The organism is Carboxylicivirga sediminis, assembly GCF_018156225.1.
Lineage (GTDB): Bacteria > Bacteroidota > Bacteroidia > Bacteroidales > Marinilabiliaceae > Carboxylicivirga > Carboxylicivirga sediminis.
In genome coordinates this window covers 389737-407979 of record NZ_JAGTAR010000001.1, presented here as the reverse complement: position 1 = coordinate 407979, position 18243 = coordinate 389737, and the positions used below count along the sequence as shown (strand labels likewise).

Genomic DNA, 18243 nt, shown 5'->3' with positions numbered 1-18243 from the left:
CATCTTGCTCCGCTTTTTCTTTGCTTTTATCTATTGATTAAAAGAATTTGCTTCTTTCGTCGGCAATTACAGCTTTGCTGCGGATAGCTTCAGTAGCTTGGTAATCTACTTTGAAACCTACACTTTGCGATAATTGTGCTTTTTCAGCTTCAAGGTCAACCGTATTGTTTGTAACGTTGCTTACCTTAACGGCATATACGCCATTGTTACCAGCAACAGGAGCACTTACTTCACCCACTTTAGAACTGGTAGCTAATGCAACCAATGCGGGCTCAACACCAGCTCCTGGTACCTGGAAAGCACCAAAATCAATTTGGCTGGCAGTCATCACTTCACTATCAATAGCAGATGCTAAAGCAGCAATGTCGTTACCTTGTTTTTTGCTGTTAAGTTCAGCAATTAATACTTCAGCTTTCTTATCGTTACGCAGGCGGCGCTCAATAGAGCTCTTAACGGCAGCTACTGATTGATAACCTTCTTCTTTAGCTCCTGTAACAAAAGCAATAATATATGAATCACCAAACTCGAAGATTGGAGACATTTCGTTCATGTCAGCTTCAAAAGCCCAACGTACCATCTCACGTGAGTGTTCCATGTTATTTACGGTACGGTCATTAGCTTTGATGCTTCTGCCATAGCGTTTCACCAAATTGTCAGCTGTAATGGCTTCGTCAAATTTCTCAAAAGTGTTATTCATTGAAGCAAATTTGGCTGCCTGAGCATACACCTGCTGGTTAGTTTTTGAGCTGTAGGTAATATTACGCTCTAGAGTGGCAATGTTGTATTTAGTAACAGGCTTGCCTTTATCCTGAACATTAATGATGTGAATGCCGAATTGTGTTTCTACTTTTACGATTGAACCTTTAGGATTCTCAAAACAGGCATCGTTAAAAGGCTTAACCATGGTTCCTTCAGCAAACCAACCTAAGTCACCGCCGTTAATAGCTGAACCCTGATCAGCAGAATTTGCACGCGCAATTTCTGCAAAGTTAGCTCCACCTTTAACCAAGGCAAATAAACTATCAGCCAATGCCGGATCATTCACTAAAATATGACGGGCTTTAACTGAATCAGGCATTTGCTTAATAGCTACAATGCGCGACAGTTTATATGTTTCGTTTTCCAGGTATGGACCATAAACCTCGTTTTCTGAAGCGCCCTGCACAAATCCCTGAAGCGTTGAGCTTAATTGTTCAAACTTAAGGTTACGAGGAATATAGTTTGACTCCGAGTTCATGTTTACATACTGAATAGCATCGGTCTGTGGATTTGCGAATTCAACTTTTGAGTTCTCGATCCACGCTTCAGCCATTTGACGGTCTTCATCTGAAGGCACTACATCAAAAGAAACGTAAGCCACTTCTCTGGTTGCCTCTTGCTTGTAGTTTTCTTTGTGTGCGTCATAGTAATTTTTCACATCGCTTTCTGATACTGTTACAGCTGAATCAGGAACAGCTGAGTAACGCTTCACTACAAAATCAAAATCAACCTTATTTTCTTTAGCTTCAGCTTCAGCTTTTGCCTGAGCTGTTGTGATATACATACCCTTCTTGATTAACTCGCGGTATTTAGCAAATAAACGTTCTTTTTTGATTTGCTTTTCAAGGAATAACCAGTAGAAGTTAGCATTAGGATCTAAATTCTTTTGTTGCAGGAAGTTAATTACCTGAGCTCTGTCAAAAACCCCGGTTTGTGGGTTGGTAAACATTTGACGAATCTGAGGGTGAACATTCTTACCGGTTGCCATCTCAAAGATTTCGTCGGCTGTTACAGCAATGCCTAAATCTTCATATTTTTCGTTCATGATAATGTCCTGAACCATTTGGTTCCAGGCTTGCTCACGAATCTGGTATGATGTGTTTTCATCCAATGCAGATGAACGAGAGTTCAGCTTATAATAATCCTCAAGTTCAGTTACATAGTTTTGATATTCAGGATAAGATACAGATGTTCCATTAATTTCTGCAATCTGCATGTTACGTCTTCTAAAAATGGAATCTCCCGAACTCATTAAGTCTCCCAGGAGGAAGGCCAAAAGTCCAATCGCAATGACGATGATGAGTAATCCAGATTTATTTCTAATTCTCTCTAATGTTGCCATTCTGTTATTACTTAAAAAATTATGTAGATTTCAAAATCAGGTTACGAATATACAAAAAAATGAGACACACGAAGAGTTGCATTCATCTTTGCAACAATAAAGTTTTAGCCGCTTGTTTAATCTTGCTGATAACTGACTTTTACCAGTTCAATTTTGGCATTGCTGGCTTCTATAATTTCAAAAGTAAAGTGCTCGATGCTGATAATGTCATCCACTTCGGGTATCGACTGATTATGGAAAAGTATCAGTCCGGCAATGGTTTCGTATTCCTCCGATTGAGGTAGCTGAAACGGGTATTTCTCATTGAGGTAGTCAATCTCCAGTCGGGCAGAAAACAGGTAGTCATTGTCGCCCACTTGTTCCTCGATGTGTTCCATTACATCGTGCTCATCGTTAATCTCCCCGAAAATCTCCTCCAAGATATCTTCTAGTGTTACAATGCCTGCTGTTCCACCAAATTCGTCCACCACCAGTGCAATGCTTTTGTGTTCTTTGGTAAATAGTTCCAGGGCCTGATTGGCTGTCATGGTTTCCGGTATTATGGAAATGGGGCTAACGATGTTGCGCAATTTCTTTGGATGCTTAAACAGCGAGGAGACATGCACATAACCTATAATGTTGTCAATACTGTCTTTGTAAACCAGTATTTTTGATAAGCCTGTTTCCATAAACTGCTTACGCAGCGGCTCAATTTCTGTGTTTACTTCAATTACCTGAAGGTCGGTACGTGGTATAATGCACTCTCTAATCTTTAGTTTGGTAAAGTCCAGTGCATTTTTAAGCAACTTAATTTCGTTGGCTCGCTGATCGTCTTTGTCACTTTTTTCGTGGTGCTCGGTGAGAAGATCATCCAGATCTACTTTTCCCAGCATCCATTGACCTTGCTCTGGACTGGTCCTGGCCTTTAGTACCTTCTTAATAATAAAGCGCGAGATGCCCATGGTGAGGCTGCTGATTGGGTAAAAGAGGGCATAAAATACCAGCAGGGGGACTGCAAAAACGTTTAAGATGAAGGTAGGGTGTATTCTGAATAGCGTTTTGGGTAAGAACTCTGCTGTTATCAGGATGATAAGGGTTGAAAAAGTGGTTTGAATCAAAAGCAGGGCAATATTTGATTCGATATACTGACTAATGACCGGTTCTATTAAATCGGCCATATATAAACCATAAACAACAAGTGCAATGTTGTTACCTATCAGTATGGTTGATAAAAACATGCCGGGATTTCGTACAAAACGATCAATGATTCCGGCAGGTATTGGGTGTTTCTTTTTATTTAGCTCTAGCAGCAGCTTATTAGAGCTGAAAAAAGCCATCTCACATCCTGAAAAGAAAGCGGATAATACAAGTGTGAGTGTGATGATAAGATATTCGTTCATTTAAGTCGCAGACTTCTTAGACAGGCAAGTTAGAAAAAAGCACTGATATAAAGTTATTCTTCCAGTTCCAAATCACCGGTCAGGTTCTTGATTCGCCAGTTATCCATGTTTTGGTCAGCTTCAAAACCTGTACCTGTATATACATTGGGCCCTTGTGTGATGGTCACAAATTTCTCCGAATAGATCTTTTCTGTTTTCATATCCCAGAAAAGTTGTTCGGTACTTAGTACCTCTCCTTTTTGGTTGATGGCTTCCACATCAATGTTTAGTTCCCAGAGCTCTTCTTTATCGTAGTAGATAGCGTTGCGGCATTTTATTTGGGCATCAATTTCTCCGTTACTTTGGTACATAATGCAGTGCAAACCTTTAGGGAAGTCCCGGTAAGGTTCTTTTTTGCGATCGTATTGGAGCATTTCAGGGGTTATAAACTTAATCTTTACTTTACCTGAATCGGTTATTGTGGTTTCCAGCTCTTCTACTATGAGTGACGGAATATCTTCGCGGTTAGTGATGGCAGCAATCGCCTCCGGTTTGTTTGACTGGCAGGCTGATAGCAAAAAATAAACAGCAAGCAGTACTGCACTGCTTGCTGTTTGTATTGATTGAATTCTATTTTTCTTAAATAAAGGTATCAAAGCTTTACTTTTTAACTCTAACGGTTGTAGTTACGCCAATCCATCCTTCAATCTTATAGCTGTCACCAGCTTTCAGTCCCTGGAAGAATACTTCTTCTGTATTTGGGAAGTACTGTGAATAAAGGGCGATGTTTTCGTTGGCTTCTGCCACTGCTTCAGCATCCACTGATTTGGCTTTTGCAAACTGATCAACGGCTGCCCAGTATACAGTTTTGTGTTCAAACTCGGTAGAACCATAGCTGGCAGCACTTGCCGCATAGGCTTTCCCAATTAAGATGTATGGAGCACCCCAGTCGCCACGCAAGGCGATAGCCTTTTGGGCCTCTGAACGAGTTTGGCTGTATTTCTTCTGCGACATGTAGATTAAACCAAGTGTGTTGTGATACTTAGCTTTGCTGTACGCATCTTCTTCTAAAGTGATGGCTTCGTTCAGATAGCTAATAGCTTTATCCAGGTCGCCTGTCTTCATATACATACGTGATAAACCGAATGCAGATGATGACGATGGTTCAATACGGTGCAGGTATTCTGATGACTGGTAGAATAACTCTGACTCACCACAATCACCTTTGGCTAATAAACGGTTAACGCGCTTCAACCAGGCCAGATCATCAGTATGATCAGCCAGCTGAGGACCGAAAATCTCAGCTAAAGTTTCGCAGTTGGCAGCACCGCTCTGAGCAAAAATCTTTTCAACATTTACAATGGTTTCCTGAATTTTGTCAGCATACTTAGGCATGGCTGTTTTTTGAGTGTTCAGTGTTTCAGTCACATTGGTGTAAATGTCAACCAGTTTCTCACCCGACAGCTCATTCAGTTTATACATAGCTGCACTGTTAATCATGTATGTCAGCAATGCTGGGTACTGTGTTTTAACACCTAACTCTTTGTATGAGCTTTCCAGTAAAGGTTGAGCTTCTTTGATAACGTCAGTGTTGTCGCGGTTGTGGCGTAGCATTGTAATGGCTTTTTTACCCATAATGTAAGCAGTTGGGTATTTTTTGTCATTCCCAAAATACTTGGCACGCTGGTCATATACTTTCATTAAAAGGTTGTAGTAGTCAGCTTTTTTAGCTGCATCCTTTTCTTTCATGTATAAGGCCTCAACTATTCTTTCACCGTGCGAATATAAGTTCTTATTCGAAGCAGGACACTCGTTAAAAGCGATCTCCCATTTCGGGAAAGCCTCGGCATAGTTTTTTTGTTTGTAGTACTCGTAGTAAAGTGAAAGATTTTCCAAGCATCTTAAACTATCTTCTCCATGGCCGAATTTCGACCCATCTTCTACTCCTTTTTGAGCAAATGCAGAACCTGTAAATAAGAGTCCTGCGATTAATAATGTAGCAATTTTCATTGGCATGGTATTCTGGTTTTTCGTATTAGTGTTAATCAAATTTCCGTTTCATGAACCAGTATTCGTGTAACGTCAGGTTCATTGATAAGCGCATATAGTTTTCTTTAATTAAACTATTATCTGTTGTACCTCGTTGACCCCATTCGAATGCAAGGTTGAAAGACGTTTTACTTCTTTTTAATGGTAATCCCATTCCAAAAGTTATGCCAAAGTCTCTCAGGTGATCGCCTCCTGCACTCTGTGGTGTAACCAAATACTCTTGTGTATAGGATGTACCAATGCGGTATTTAATTCTACTAGGGTAGAAGCTGGCGCTCCGGTAGTTTGGTATAAACTCTACTCCAAATGCAAATTTTTGCTCATCGCCGACGGTGAAAGCATCAGGGTCATTTGTTGATGTTGATAAAGTTGGAAATTGGGCATCGCTCCAGCGTGCTAACGAGTAATCCGCTGTAATAGTCATTAAATCGTCTATGTTGTATGCTACTCCCACACCTATCTTTTCTGGTAGCTCTAACGCATTACCGCCAAATTTTGTTTCAGTAAAACGCAATGTATCAGCATTGATGATGGTTGTTCCGTCACGATCGAAATTTGTTCCGGCGGTTACCAGTTTCTTCACTTTCCCTTTAATGCCTGTTTGCGGATGATAAACGGCTCCAATCACCATATTATGTCTTTCCTTCAGGTTGAATTTATACTGGGCACCAAAATCCATGTAAAAATCATTAATGGAAATTCTTTCCGACGTAGCCAGTTTAAATGCAAACGGGTCGTTTGGAAATTGCGCTATTGAGAAGTGATCAACGCTTCCGAATACGAAGGAAAAATGAGCTCCAAATGACAAATTCTTAATTGGACTAATGGCCAACCCGGCATATGCTTTTGTGGTATTTCCACTGCCGATGTAGTCCGATTTTGTGTAATTACCATCACTTACCAGAATGTCGTCTGAGGCATTGTCGTCGAAAAACTGATAGCCTGCCAATGACTCAGGCTTCACACCTATTGACATAAATCCCCATTTCGATACCGGATAGCCAATGGCAAAATAGGAAAAGTTGATGTCCGAAAAACGTGCAGATGAGTTTTCTGACATTATTTTTTGGTCAAAACCTGTTAAGCCTCCTTCGAAAAAGAATGAAACGGAGTCCATACTGAAGTATGAGGCAGGGTTTATATTGTTCAAATTGTATGAACTGGTCAGCGCTATTCCGGTGTGCCCCATTGCTGCATTACGACCGAATCCTCCTGATTGCAGGTCTCCGAGTCCGTAGCGCGAATATGGTGAATATGTTCTGTTTTGAGCTGTAGCTAAATGAGACGCAAAAGCTACGAGTAAGAAAGTTACAACAACCTTATATATATTGTGCATTGTATTCTAGTATTCTGTTAAGTCCAATAAGTACTAAATTAGGATGTACAAAGATGGGATTTTTTAATTTCCTTGCAAAAAATTCTGCATCGCCACCCGTTATAATTGTTTTTAAGCTTTCATATTGTGGTGATAGTTCTTCAATCAAACCATCTATTTCAAACGTAAGACCATTCTGTACACCTGCTGTAATAGCTTCAGCGGTAGACGATCCAATGAGAGGTGTATTGTCTTCTTTTGACAAAAGCGGCAGACGGCTGGTAAAGTGATTAAGAGCCTTAAAGCGCATGCTTAAGCCTGGTGAGATATTTCCGCCCATGTAAATCCCATCTTTTACTAGTTCATAGGTGATGGCGGTGCCTGCATCTATTACCAGCAAATCGTTGTTGGGATACAAACTGATGGCTCCGGCCACTGCAGCCAGTCGGTCCTTTCCAATTGTTTCTTTTGTGTTATACTGCCAATCAAATGGCAGGGGTGTATTGTATTGAAGGTCAATAACAGTTGGAGTAATGGCTGACAGATTTGCTAGTAATTCATCATGTCTTTCTTTAACAACCGATGATATGATGATACGCTGGATATGAAACCTGTCATTCAGGTGCTTGATGTTTTTTTTATCAAGAAAATCAGATAAATCGGAGTGGATAAGCTGACACTGGTCAAAAATCCCATATTTCAACTGTGTATTTCCCCGGTCAATAACTAAATTCACGTTACAAAGTGTATTGGTAATCAGTATTTCGTTTTAATTTTTTAATCGGCTGCAAGATACAAAACAATGTGCAGCTTGTTTACTAACTCAGATGCTTTTATGAGAAAAGTCCTTGTTGTAGAAGACGATAAGTTTATCTCGGCAATTTTCACCATGTTCCTGCGTGAGTTGGGACATGAGTTAATTGGTAAATGTGCTGACGGAAAGGACGCTATAGAGTTGTGTCACCGCCTAAGGCCCGATGTGGTATTGATGGATATTCACCTGGAAGGGGAGATGGATGGCATTCAAACAGCTGAGCAGTTGAGGCGCGAGTTGGATATACCTGTGATATATGTTTCGTCAGATACGAGCAGTCAGGTCATAAAACGGGCCATTGTTTCCAACTCCTATGGTTTTTTGGTGAAGCCTGTTAATCGAAAAGAGCTGGGCATCGCCATTGATTTGGCTTACTACAAGCACAAGGTCGATCAGGAGCAGCGCGAGCGCGAACGGGGCTATCGTCAGTTTATCAGCGAAGCATCCATGCCGTTAATGATATTGAGCGAGGGGCGTATTCAGTATCTTAATAATCTGGCGCTTGATTTGTTTAAAACCCATTACATGGAGGACGTGTTGCTATCGCCTTACCTGAATTACGTGCACCATGAAGATAAGGAGCAGGTAGAATCATTGCTTGATAACTTCAAGGCCCACGGGCATGGTTTCGATCAGATTAATATTGCCATGCAGGATGTGCACGGACAATCCTTTTTTGCCCTGATCTCGGGTTCTTCTATCATCTTTAATAAAAAGAAGTCGTTACAGGTTACTTTGGTTGATAATTCCAAAGCTGTATATGCGCATAAACGGGTAGAGTTATTGCTCGATTACCTGAATAAGCTTGGGCAGCCCTATTTTATCACCGATGCCCGGCATAAAGTGAAAGGAGTGGCGCCTCACCACCTGTTTGATAATACGCAATTACTAGGACTGCGTATTAATCAATTAGATGAGTGGTTTAGTTCAGCCGGGGATGGTGTTTTAACCTTTACCAATGGCGATAAACAGCAGGTGTTTATGGCAGAGGAGGTGCTCGATGCCACTGGTGAGGTATACGAACTGCTGTATGTGCCTAAAATTATGCCTCAATAGCTATTGCATTATTTTTTCCTGCATATCACTTACTAAATCTTTTACTTCTTTGATGGATTGGATATCTCTGACCATGAGGTATAACTTACTTTTGCCCTCTTTCATGGTGGCTTTCTTCGAGTTGTGCTGAATCCACATTAAAGTATTGCTAAATAAGGCGGATTGGTAGAATGGTGAATCCTGGTTGGACACAAAGTACAGGTACAACAAATTGTTCTTGAAGATGATTTTCTCAATGCCCAGCTGTTTGGCCATTCGGCGGATGCGAACCAGTTCAAATAAACGCTGACCGGCTTCAGGGATTGGGCCAAAGCGGTCAATCAGGTTGTTTTCAAAGGCTAGCACATCGGCCTCTTCCTCCATATTATCTAACTCCCTGTACAGGTGCATGCGTTCGGCTACGTTTTCAATGTAGCTTTCCGGTAACCTGAGTTCTGTATCAGTTTCAATCAGGCAGTCGGTAACAAAAACGGTTGGAGTAGCATTGTTTTCTTCGTCTTCGAAGGTCTCCTTGTATTCTGTTTCTCTCAGTTCCAGCAATGCCTCGTTAAGGATGCGCTGGTAGGTTTCGTAGCCAATGTCAGAGATGAAACCGCTTTGTTCGCCACCCAGTACATCGCCGGCACCCCGGATATCCAAATCCTGCATGGCAATGTTAAAGCCACTGCCCAGGTCTGAGAATTCTTCAACAATCTTCAGGCGACGACGAGCCTCTTGCGTTAATGTCGACAGCGGGGGCGCCATCAGGTAGCAAAAGGCCTTTTTGTTGGAGCGTCCTACGCGACCTCGTAGCTGGTGTAGTTCACTTAGTCCGAAGTTATGCGCATTGTTAATGATGATGGTGTTGGCGTTGGGTATATCAAGGCCTGATTCAATGATGGTGGTAGCAATTAATACATCATATTCCCCTTCAATAAAGTCGAGCATAATCCTTTCTAGTTTAGGCCCTTCCATTTGTCCGTGCGCTACTACGGTCTTAATGTCAGGTAAGATGCGGTTAACCATTGCTTCAACTTCCTGGATGTTTTGCACCCGGTTGTTGATGAAGAAGACCTGGCCACCTCGCTCTACCTCATAAAGGATGGCCTCCTTGATGATCTCTTCATTCATCACGTGTAGTTCGGTGATGATGGGATGACGATTAGGAGGTGCCGTATTAAGTATGGACAAATCGCGGGCTCCCATTAGCGAGAACTGTAAGGTTCGCGGAATAGGAGTGGCCGTTAATGTCAGGGTATCCACATTCACCTTCAGCTGTTTCAGTTTTTCCTTGATGGCCACGCCAAAACGCTGTTCCTCATCGATGATAAGCAGGCCAAGATCTTTAAACTCCACATCCTTTCCGGTTAGGCGATGGGTGCCTATCAGAATGTCCACCTGTCCTTCTTTCAGTTTCTTGAGGGCAGCCTTGGTGTCTTTAGGTTTGCGCAGTCGACTGACGTATTCAATATTAGCCGGAAAATCCTTGAGGCGCTCCTTAAATGTCTGATAGTGCTGCAGTGCCAGTATGGTGGTAGGCACCAATACGGCCACCTGCTTGTTATCCGCTATGGCTTTGAAAGCTGCCCGAATGGCAATTTCGGTTTTGCCAAAGCCCACATCGCCGCATACCAGACGATCCATGGGCGTTGTTTTCTCCATATCGTCTTTAACAGCCACCGTTGCTTTGGTTTGGTCGGGTGTATCTTCAAAAAAGAAAGAGGCTTCCAGCTCGGTTTGCAGGTAGGTGTCGGGTGAGTACCGGAAGCCGGGCTCTGCCTTTCGTTTGGCATACAAGGCGATTAGCTCGCGGGCAATGTCCTTTACCTTGCTCTTGGTTTTCTCTTTCAGCTTTTGCCAGGCGGCTGTGCCCAGCTTATTGATTTTTGGAGGCGTACCATCTTTGCCTTTGAATTTACTGATGCGGTGCAGCGAATGCAGATTAACCAGCAGCACATCGTTATCGCGGTAAACCAGGCGGATGGCTTCCTGCGGTTGTCCATTGATGTTTTGGGTTACCAGGCCACCGAAACGTCCTACACCATGATCGATGTGAACCACAAAATCGCCGGGATTAAGTCGGTTAAGTTCTTTTAGCGAGATGGCTTGCTGGGCCGCCTTGGCTTTCTCGGTGCGTAATGAGAACTTATGGTAACGCTCAAAAATCTGGTGGTCGGTATAGAAGCACAGCGAAGCATCGTGGTCAATAAAACCCTCGTGCAGGCTGTGATTTATTTCATCGTACTTAAGCTTGATGCCCCGATCGTGAAAGATGGCTTTGAGGCGTTCAAACTGTTTCGGATTATCCGATAAGATGTAGCAATCGTATTGTTCGCTTTGCTTTTCTTTCAGGTTTTGTTCCAGTAGTTCAAAGTTCTTGTGGAATACTGGTTGTGGCGATGAATTAAACTCAATGGTTGCAGCATCATCCAATAATGAAGGTTTGCTCATTGCCACAATCGGGTAGCTTTGGCAGCCTTTGAAAAACTCCCTGAAAAGACAAATGTCTTCAGGTGCCAGGAAGTGGTAGATTTTGTCATCATCCTCATCCACCTCGTAGGTTTGCTCAGCAATTTTATCGGCTATCAGGCTCATGCGCTGCTCAATAAAATCAAAGTCATCTAACCAAAGCTTGCAGTTGTCGGGCAGGTATGCGGATAGGGCAGTGAGCGATTTGTTGTTTTGATTTTCGGTGAGGTTAGGCACAACAGTCACCTGCTCCAGTTTTTCTTTTGATAGCTGATTTTCCAGGTTGAACTTACGAATACTGTCTACTTCATCTCCAAAAAAGTCGATGCGATATGGATCTTCATCCGAAAATGAATAGACATCAATGATGCTGCCGCGTACCGAATACTGGCCTGGTTCAAACACAAAATCAACCCGTTGAAAATGGTACTCGTTGAGTATATCGGTGATGAAGGAGATGTCCAGCTGATCGCCTTTGTTAATGATGAGTCGGTTCTCATCGAGCAGCTCGGCCGAGAGCACCTTTTCCACCAATGCTTCGGGGTAGGTGAAGACGAAGAGTTCTTTGCGGCCACTTTGCAACTGGCTCAATGCTTCGGTGCGGAGCAGTACATTCTGGCTGTCTTTTTGCCCATATTCAGGTGAACGTTTATAGGAAGAAGGCAGGAAGGAAACACGTTGTGAGCCGCAGAGCTGGGCAATGTCGTTGTACAAATAGGCGGCCTCTTCGCGGTCGTTGAGAATCACCAGGTGTGGCCCTTCTGCAGTAGTTGAAGCCAGCATCACGGCTTTTAAACTTCCGCTCAGTCCTTTCAAACAGCTGCGGCTTTGTTTGCTGTTAAGTGCTGCTTTTAATGTTTGTACCCGTTCGTTTTGCTGGTATAACTCAAGTATCTGACTAACTTCCACGATCTACTGTTTTGCTGCAAAAGTAGTTGAAAATATCAGGAGAGAAAAACAAAGTATCCTACAATGAAAAACAGGTTTCCCCGGCAATGATGCTCATGAAAACCTGCTTCTCTAACAAATAAACGCGTATTTTTTATCAGCTGTCTTTGCCGTATTTCTTAAGGTAGTTCTCCACTTTCTCCACCATGTTTTTGGAACCGGTATAAAAAGGTGTGCGTTGATGAAGCGATGATGGTTTTAGTTCCATAATGCGCTGTTCGCCATTGGTAGCCATGCCGCCAGCTTGCTCGGCCAGGAAGGCGATGGGATTACACTCGTACAAGAGGCGCAGCTTACCGGTGGGTGCGTTTTCAAACTCAGGGTAAATAAAAATACCACCTTTTAGCAGGTTGCGATGGAAGTCAGATACCAGCGAACCAATATAACGCGATGAATAGGGGCGGTGACTTTTGGAGTCGCGCTCCTGGCAGAACTTAATATATTTCTTTACCCCTTTCGGAAACTTCTTGTAGTTGCCTTCATTGATGGAGTAGATGGTGCCATCTTCAGGTGTTTTAATGAGCTGGTGCGACAAACAGAATTCCCCAATTGAGGGGTCGAGGGTGAAGCCATTAACGCCATTACCGGTGGTGTATACCAGCATGGTTGAGCTGCCATAAAGTATATAACCGGCAGCTACCTGTTCGGTGCCTCTCTGAAGAAAGTCTTCCATGGTAGCTTTGGAGCCTTCGGGAGTGATGCGCTTGTAGATGGAGAAGATGGTACCGATTGATACGTTCACATCAATGTTGGACGAGCCATCCAGTGGATCCATCATGAACACATATTTGGCATTTTTGGCTATCTCATCGTCAAAAAACACAAAGCTTTCGTTCTCTTCCGATGCAATGGCGCATATCTCACCACAACTGTGCATGGCATCAATGAAATACTCATTGGCAATGATGTCCAGCTTTTTCTGGTCTTCTCCCTGCACATTGGTGTTACCTGCTTCGCCAAGTATGTCTACCAGCCCGGCTTTATTCACTTCGCGGTTAACAATTCGTGCGGCAGTGCCAACGTGATGCAGCATATGTGAGAAGCCTCCGTCGGCCTTGTAATCAAGCTCCATCTGGCTTTTGAGGATGAATTCGTTAAGTGTGGTTACTTCAAATTTTGTCATGTAAATTGGAATTAGATATTAGTTTGAAAGATACGCTAATGCTTGATAATTAACAATGACAGCTCTTAGTTGTTGTGCTTTGAAAGGAAATAGTTATAAATTGAAAGTAATTATTTGTAGCGAGTGCTTTTGCGAAACCATGTGAAGATGTAATTTTATAGCATGAGAGTATTTAAGTTTGGAGGTGCATCGGTAAAGGATGCAGCAGGTGTTAAGAACCTGGCTCAGATAATCAAGCGGTATGCCGACCAGCTGGTGGTGGTAGTGTCGGCCATGGGTAAAACGACCAATGCAATGGAAACCATTGTGGAGGCCTACATGAATAACCAGGCTGTAGAGTTGGCTAAGCGCTTCAATGAGGTGAAGGTGTATCACCTGCAGATTGTTGAAGAGCTGTTTGGGCAGGATAATGCCTGCCTGCAGGAGCTGTTTAACCAGCTGGAGCTGAAACTGGAGTCTGAACCTTCGTTGAATTACGACTTCGAATACGATCAGATTGTGCCTTTTGGCGAATTGATGAGCACCACCATTATCAGTACTTACCTCAATGAAACGGGCATGACTAATAAGTGGCTGGATATTCGTAAGTATATTCGTACCGATGATTGCTACCGCAGTGCGAATATTGACTGGCCGTTAACACAGGAACTCTTATCGCGAAAAATAAAAGCCACAGACGCCCCGCTGGTGATTACCCAGGGATTTATTGGTTCTACTGAAACCAACCTGACCACTACCTTGGGGCGTGAGGGTTCTGATTTTACCGGTGCCATTATTGCCCATGTGCTGGATGCCGAGAGCCTGGCTATATGGAAAGATGTGCCGGGGGTGCTGAATGCTGATCCAAGGTGGTATCCGCGTGCTGTTAAAATTGATGAACTGTCGTATTGGGAAGCCATTGAGTTAACCTATTATGGTGCGCAGGTGATACATCCAAAAACACTGAAGCCGCTACAGAATAAGCAGATACCACTATTGGTGAATTCTTTTATAGAGCCTGAAAAGCGCGGTACAGTTATTCAGAGTAGTGAACAAAGCGGTGAGCTGCAGCCAATATTTGTGCTGAAACGGAACCAGGTGTTAATATCTATGTCGCCTAAGGACTTCTCGTTTATTATTGAGGAGAGCATGAGCGATATCTTTCATATTTTCTCGGAGCACCGGATAAAGTTGAATATGATGCAAACCTCGGCGCTTAACTTTTCGGTGTGTGTAGATGATTCGAAACGACTGAAAGCAGCTATTGATGAGTTGCAGATACAGTTTGATGTGCGTTACAACGAAGACATGGAGCTGGTAACCATCCGTCATTATACCGATGCGGCTATTGAAGAAATTATTGCCAACAAAGAGGTGGTTGATTCACAGGTAAGCCGCAAAACAGCCCGCTATGTGTTGAAAGCTTCGGAGTGGCAGTTTTAAAATGTTATTATCTCCCGCAGATGACGCTGATTGTCGCAGATTTTAATTTGTTGGAATAGATAAGGGGCATGTTTGGAGCTCTCTATGGGATGTGTCGCAAAGCTGTAGGTCAATCTTCCTTGGGTATAATTTCACTGAGTTAGTTTCCCTCACACTCACCCTTTGCTTCCGTAAAGGGAGCAGCGCGCAGGATAAGCCCCTTTAGGGGTTTGGGGTAGTATCTGGAGGTGTTTCAACACTAAAAACCCTTAGCCTAATGACATTGCCCCAAGGGGAGTATGATGGTTGTGGACTAGATATAGTCAATAAATCTTCCCCATGGGGAAGTGCCGAAGGCGATGGGGGAATGGTATGATATCTATTTATCTACTCCTTTAGCTTAATGTAAAAAGCAGCTTTGTAGCCACGTAACTCGCCGTCTTCTGAAAGATATTCGTAAGCCAGCAATATGGCTTGTACCTTTTTGGTCATGATAAGCTGTTGCTCATCAAAATGCCAGGTTTCCCAGAACTGTAGTTTAGCCACTTTATCCCGGCTGAAATCGGGCTGCTTTTCAATGTCTTTCACCTCGCTTATCGATAGTTCTTCGTGTGTATTGTAGCTGTATGCTTTTGCTTTATGCTTGTACACAGCGTCAAATATCTGCTCTACAAACTTTGCGCGTTCGAGGCGGCTCAGGCATTGCTCTGTCCAGGTGTCGTAAGGATCGTTGTTCTTAATCAGTACCGGGTAGATGATGGTATCGGCGAGGCATAGGCCGGGAGCTTCATTTGATGAACCGGAACCTGATGCTGCTGAAGGACTCTGCTTACAAGCCTGTAGTATTGTAAAAAAGCACATAGCCGCTACAACTATGTGCTTTATGTATTGTTGCTTTTTCATCAATGGCTTTAATGCTTACTTTCAACATTCAACCCAATTCAGGGTTGTTTCCTTTTTGCATGGTACCTCGCGCTGCGCATGAGGTTATTATTGTTAATGTCCTTCAGACATTGTTGCAATCGCTTAGCGATACTCATGATAACCACGAGTTAATCATGGAAAACAGACTCAGCGGTTGAATGACAAGCGCTCACCTCTGATGGACTCATTCACTTTATCGTTGGTGTAGGCCAGCTGACCATTCACCAGGGTGTGCATCACTTTGTGCGAGAAGGTAGTACCTTCAAACGGCGACCAGCCGCACTTGTAAAGTATGTTTTCGGGCTTCACTTCCCAGCTGTTGTTGGGGTCCACCAGCACCAGGTCGGCCTTGTAGCCTTCGCGTATGAAACCACGCTTATCTATCTGGAACAATATAGCCGGGTTGTGACTCATCTTTTGCGTTACCAGTTCGTAGGAGAAGATGCCTTGTTTTACCATTTCCAGCATTGATACCAGAGCGTGTTGTACCAGTGGGCCACCAGATGGGGCACTGAAGTACTTGTTGTTTTTTTCTTCGATGGTATGGGGTGCATGGTCGGTGGCTACCACGTCCAGTGTATCGTTCAGCAGGCCTTTGCGCAGCGCGTTGCGGTCACTTTCCGCTTTAACGGCAGGGTTCCATTTAATGCGCGAACCATACTTATCGTAGTCGGCATCGGTAAACCACAGGTGGTGCACACATACCTCGCCTGTTATCTTCTTTTCGCTTAGTGGCATACCCTGATCCAGCAGTTCCAGCTCTTCGGCTGAACTCAGGTGCAGGATGTGCAGACGGGCACCGTGCTTACGCGCCAGATCCGATGCCTTCTTTGAAGATTTATAACAGGCTTCCGCCGAGCGAATGACCGGGTGGTATTTGAACGGCATGTCTTCGCCAAACTTGTTTTTATAAATGGTGGTATTCTCCTGGATGGTATCCTCGTCTTCGCAGTGTGTGGCAATAAGGGTGGGGCACTCGGCAAAAATGCGGCTTAGTATGGCTTCGTTATCCACCAGCATATTACCGGTTGATGAACCCATAAACACTTTTACACCACATACAGTTTGCGGATTGATTTTGAGTATCTCATCAATATTGTCGTTGGTGGCACCCAGAAAAAATGAGTAGTTGGCAGCTGAGCTGGCGGCTGCTATCTTGTATTTTTCTTCCAGTACCTCATGTGTGGTCGCCTGTGGCTTAGTGTTGGGCATCTCCATAAACGAGGTGATACCGCCTGCCACCGCAGCTTTCGATTCGCTTTCGATATTGGCCTTATGGGTCAATCCGGGTTCACGAAAGTGTACCTGGTCATCAATGGCACCTGGTAGCAACAGCAGGCCTGTGGCGTCTATCTGCTTATCGGCAGCAGGTAGTTCGCCATTGGTGATAATCTGTTTAATCAGGTCGTTCTCGATTAAAACACTTCCGTTGAATTTCTTGCCCTCGTTAATGATGGTGGCATTTTTTATTAATAGCGTCGACATATTTATAAGTTGATGAGTTTACAGTTTAAATGGTTGATGTGCTAATTGTCAAACACACCTAAGCGGATTTGGTTGGCTGATTTGTAAAGTTCTTAAGAATTCTATCCAAAATCCAATCTTAGAACATTTGTATGCAGATGATGCATAGCTCCGGCTGCTTTAAATTATCGGTTGTAGGATTTAAACCAGCTGGCTATCTTCATTTTGATAACGCCCCACACGGCTTCATTAAATATACCGCCACTCATTTTGGATGTACCTTGCGTGCGATCGGTAAATACGATGGGTACCTCCACAATGTTAAAACCAAATTTCCAGGTGGTAAACTTCATTTCAATCTGAAACGAGTAGCCTTTGAGCTTGATGTTATCCAGATCGATGGTTTCTAATACCTTTCGGGTATAACACTTGAAACCGGCCGTGGTATCCATTATTTTCATGCCGGTGATGAAGCGCACATATACCGATGCAAAATAGGACATGAGTACACGTCCCATGGGCCAGTTCACTACATTAACACCCGAGATGTAGCGCGAGCCAATAGCCATATCGGCGCCATTCAGGCAGGCATCGTGCAGACTAATCAAGTCCTTTGGCGGATGGGAGAAATCGGCATCCATCTCAAAAATATAGTCGTAACCCTGCTCCGTGGCCCATTTAAAACCGGTGATGTAGGCAGTACCCAGGCCCAGTTTACCTGCCCGCTCCAATATGTGCAGCTGGCCCTCGTGTTGTTGCATCAGCTGCTTAACAATGCCGGCTGTGCCATCGGGCGAATTATCGTCGATAATCAGCACCTCGAAACGGCGAGGCAGGCTGAAGACAGCTGTAATAATCGCTTCAATATTTTCTTTTTCGTTGTAGGTGGGTATGATAACCAGGTTTCTTGTATTCTCCATATGGCTTGCTCAAGCGTGCGCGGGTGACCCCATGTTTATTTTGAAGGCTAAAGGTAATAAGAATATTGATTGGACGGGTATTATTGGGGAGTAGTCAGTGGGGAGTAGTCAGTGGGGAGTAGTCAGTAGTTAGTAGTCAGTGGTGAGGCAGAAGGCAGAAGTCCGAAAGTACGCAGTCCGTAAAAGGAGTGCCGCTTTGATTTCGAGAATTCAAGTAAGGTGCGAGCCGGAGATTAAAAAGTCCGAAAGTCTGTAGCTAGTGCCCGGTGCTTAGTGCACAGTGCTCAAAAAAAAGGATCGCATCTTTATTTTCCAGAACATA

13 protein-coding genes are annotated in these 18243 nt (G+C 43.6%); 2 read left to right on the top strand and 11 right to left on the bottom strand.

Annotated features, from left to right (window positions below; all coding sequences use genetic code 11):
* Positions 1-37: 37 nt before the first annotated feature.
* The 6 genes from KDU71_RS01540 to KDU71_RS01515 all read right to left on the bottom strand — a co-directional run bounded on the left by KDU71_RS01540 (position 38) and on the right by KDU71_RS01515 (position 7559).
* Positions 38-2101 carry a SurA N-terminal domain-containing protein gene (locus KDU71_RS01540; protein WP_212188130.1) on the bottom strand — a complete coding sequence of 688 codons (2064 nt, stop codon included), beginning with the start codon at positions 2099-2101 and terminating at the stop codon, positions 38-40.
* A gap of 116 nt (positions 2102-2217) precedes the next feature.
* Positions 2218-3480, bottom strand: a complete 1263-nt coding sequence (locus tag KDU71_RS01535) for a hemolysin family protein (RefSeq protein WP_212188129.1) — start codon at positions 3478-3480, stop codon at positions 2218-2220.
* A 53-nt stretch (positions 3481-3533) separates the two neighbouring features.
* Positions 3534-4115: an LPS export ABC transporter periplasmic protein LptC gene (gene lptC / locus KDU71_RS01530; RefSeq protein WP_212188128.1), complete on the bottom strand. Its 582-nt coding sequence runs from the start codon at positions 4113-4115 to the stop codon at positions 3534-3536.
* 4 nt (positions 4116-4119) lie between these two features.
* Positions 4120-5469, bottom strand: coding sequence for a tetratricopeptide repeat protein (locus KDU71_RS01525; RefSeq protein ID WP_212188127.1), 1350 nt, complete (start codon positions 5467-5469; stop codon positions 4120-4122).
* A gap of 31 nt (positions 5470-5500) precedes the next feature.
* The gene (locus tag KDU71_RS01520) at positions 5501-6844 is read right to left on the bottom strand and encodes a hypothetical protein (protein ID WP_212188126.1); all 1344 of its coding nucleotides are present in this window, start codon (positions 6842-6844) and stop codon (positions 5501-5503) included.
* Positions 6828-7559, bottom strand: a complete 732-nt coding sequence (locus KDU71_RS01515; protein ID WP_212188125.1) for a type III pantothenate kinase — start codon at positions 7557-7559, stop codon at positions 6828-6830. The genes KDU71_RS01520 and KDU71_RS01515 overlap by 17 nt, the downstream gene beginning before the upstream one ends.
* 99 nt (positions 7560-7658) lie before the next feature.
* Between KDU71_RS01515 and KDU71_RS01510 the strand changes: the two genes are divergently transcribed.
* Positions 7659-8693, top strand: coding sequence for a response regulator (locus KDU71_RS01510; RefSeq protein ID WP_212188124.1), 1035 nt, complete (start codon positions 7659-7661; stop codon positions 8691-8693).
* Here KDU71_RS01510 and mfd read toward each other — a convergent pair whose 3' ends face one another.
* Both mfd and fbp read right to left on the bottom strand, forming a co-directional pair.
* On the bottom strand, positions 8694-12050 hold the full coding sequence (gene mfd / locus KDU71_RS01505; protein WP_212188123.1) for a transcription-repair coupling factor: 3357 nt from the start codon (positions 12048-12050) through the stop codon (positions 8694-8696).
* 136 nt (positions 12051-12186) lie between these two features.
* On the bottom strand, positions 12187-13212 hold the full coding sequence (gene fbp, locus KDU71_RS01500) for a class 1 fructose-bisphosphatase (protein ID WP_212188122.1): 1026 nt from the start codon (positions 13210-13212) through the stop codon (positions 12187-12189).
* Positions 13213-13374: 162 nt separating this feature from the next.
* Here fbp and KDU71_RS01495 point away from each other — a divergent pair, with 162 nt between their 5' ends.
* Positions 13375-14634, top strand: a complete 1260-nt coding sequence (locus tag KDU71_RS01495) for an aspartate kinase (RefSeq protein WP_212188121.1) — start codon at positions 13375-13377, stop codon at positions 14632-14634.
* Positions 14635-15000: 366 nt separating this feature from the next.
* Here KDU71_RS01495 and KDU71_RS01490 read toward each other — a convergent pair whose 3' ends face one another.
* The 3 genes from KDU71_RS01490 to KDU71_RS01480 all read right to left on the bottom strand — a co-directional run bounded on the left by KDU71_RS01490 (position 15001) and on the right by KDU71_RS01480 (position 17921).
* Complete coding sequence (locus tag KDU71_RS01490; RefSeq protein ID WP_212188120.1) at positions 15001-15516, bottom strand: hypothetical protein; 516 nt, start codon at positions 15514-15516, stop codon at positions 15001-15003.
* A 168-nt stretch (positions 15517-15684) separates the two neighbouring features.
* Complete coding sequence (locus KDU71_RS01485) at positions 15685-17022, bottom strand: dihydroorotase (RefSeq protein ID WP_212188119.1); 1338 nt, start codon at positions 17020-17022, stop codon at positions 15685-15687.
* Between the two features lie 164 nt (positions 17023-17186).
* On the bottom strand, positions 17187-17921 hold the full coding sequence (locus KDU71_RS01480) for a polyprenol monophosphomannose synthase (protein WP_212188118.1): 735 nt from the start codon (positions 17919-17921) through the stop codon (positions 17187-17189).
* Between the last annotated feature and the right edge of the window lie 322 nt (positions 17922-18243).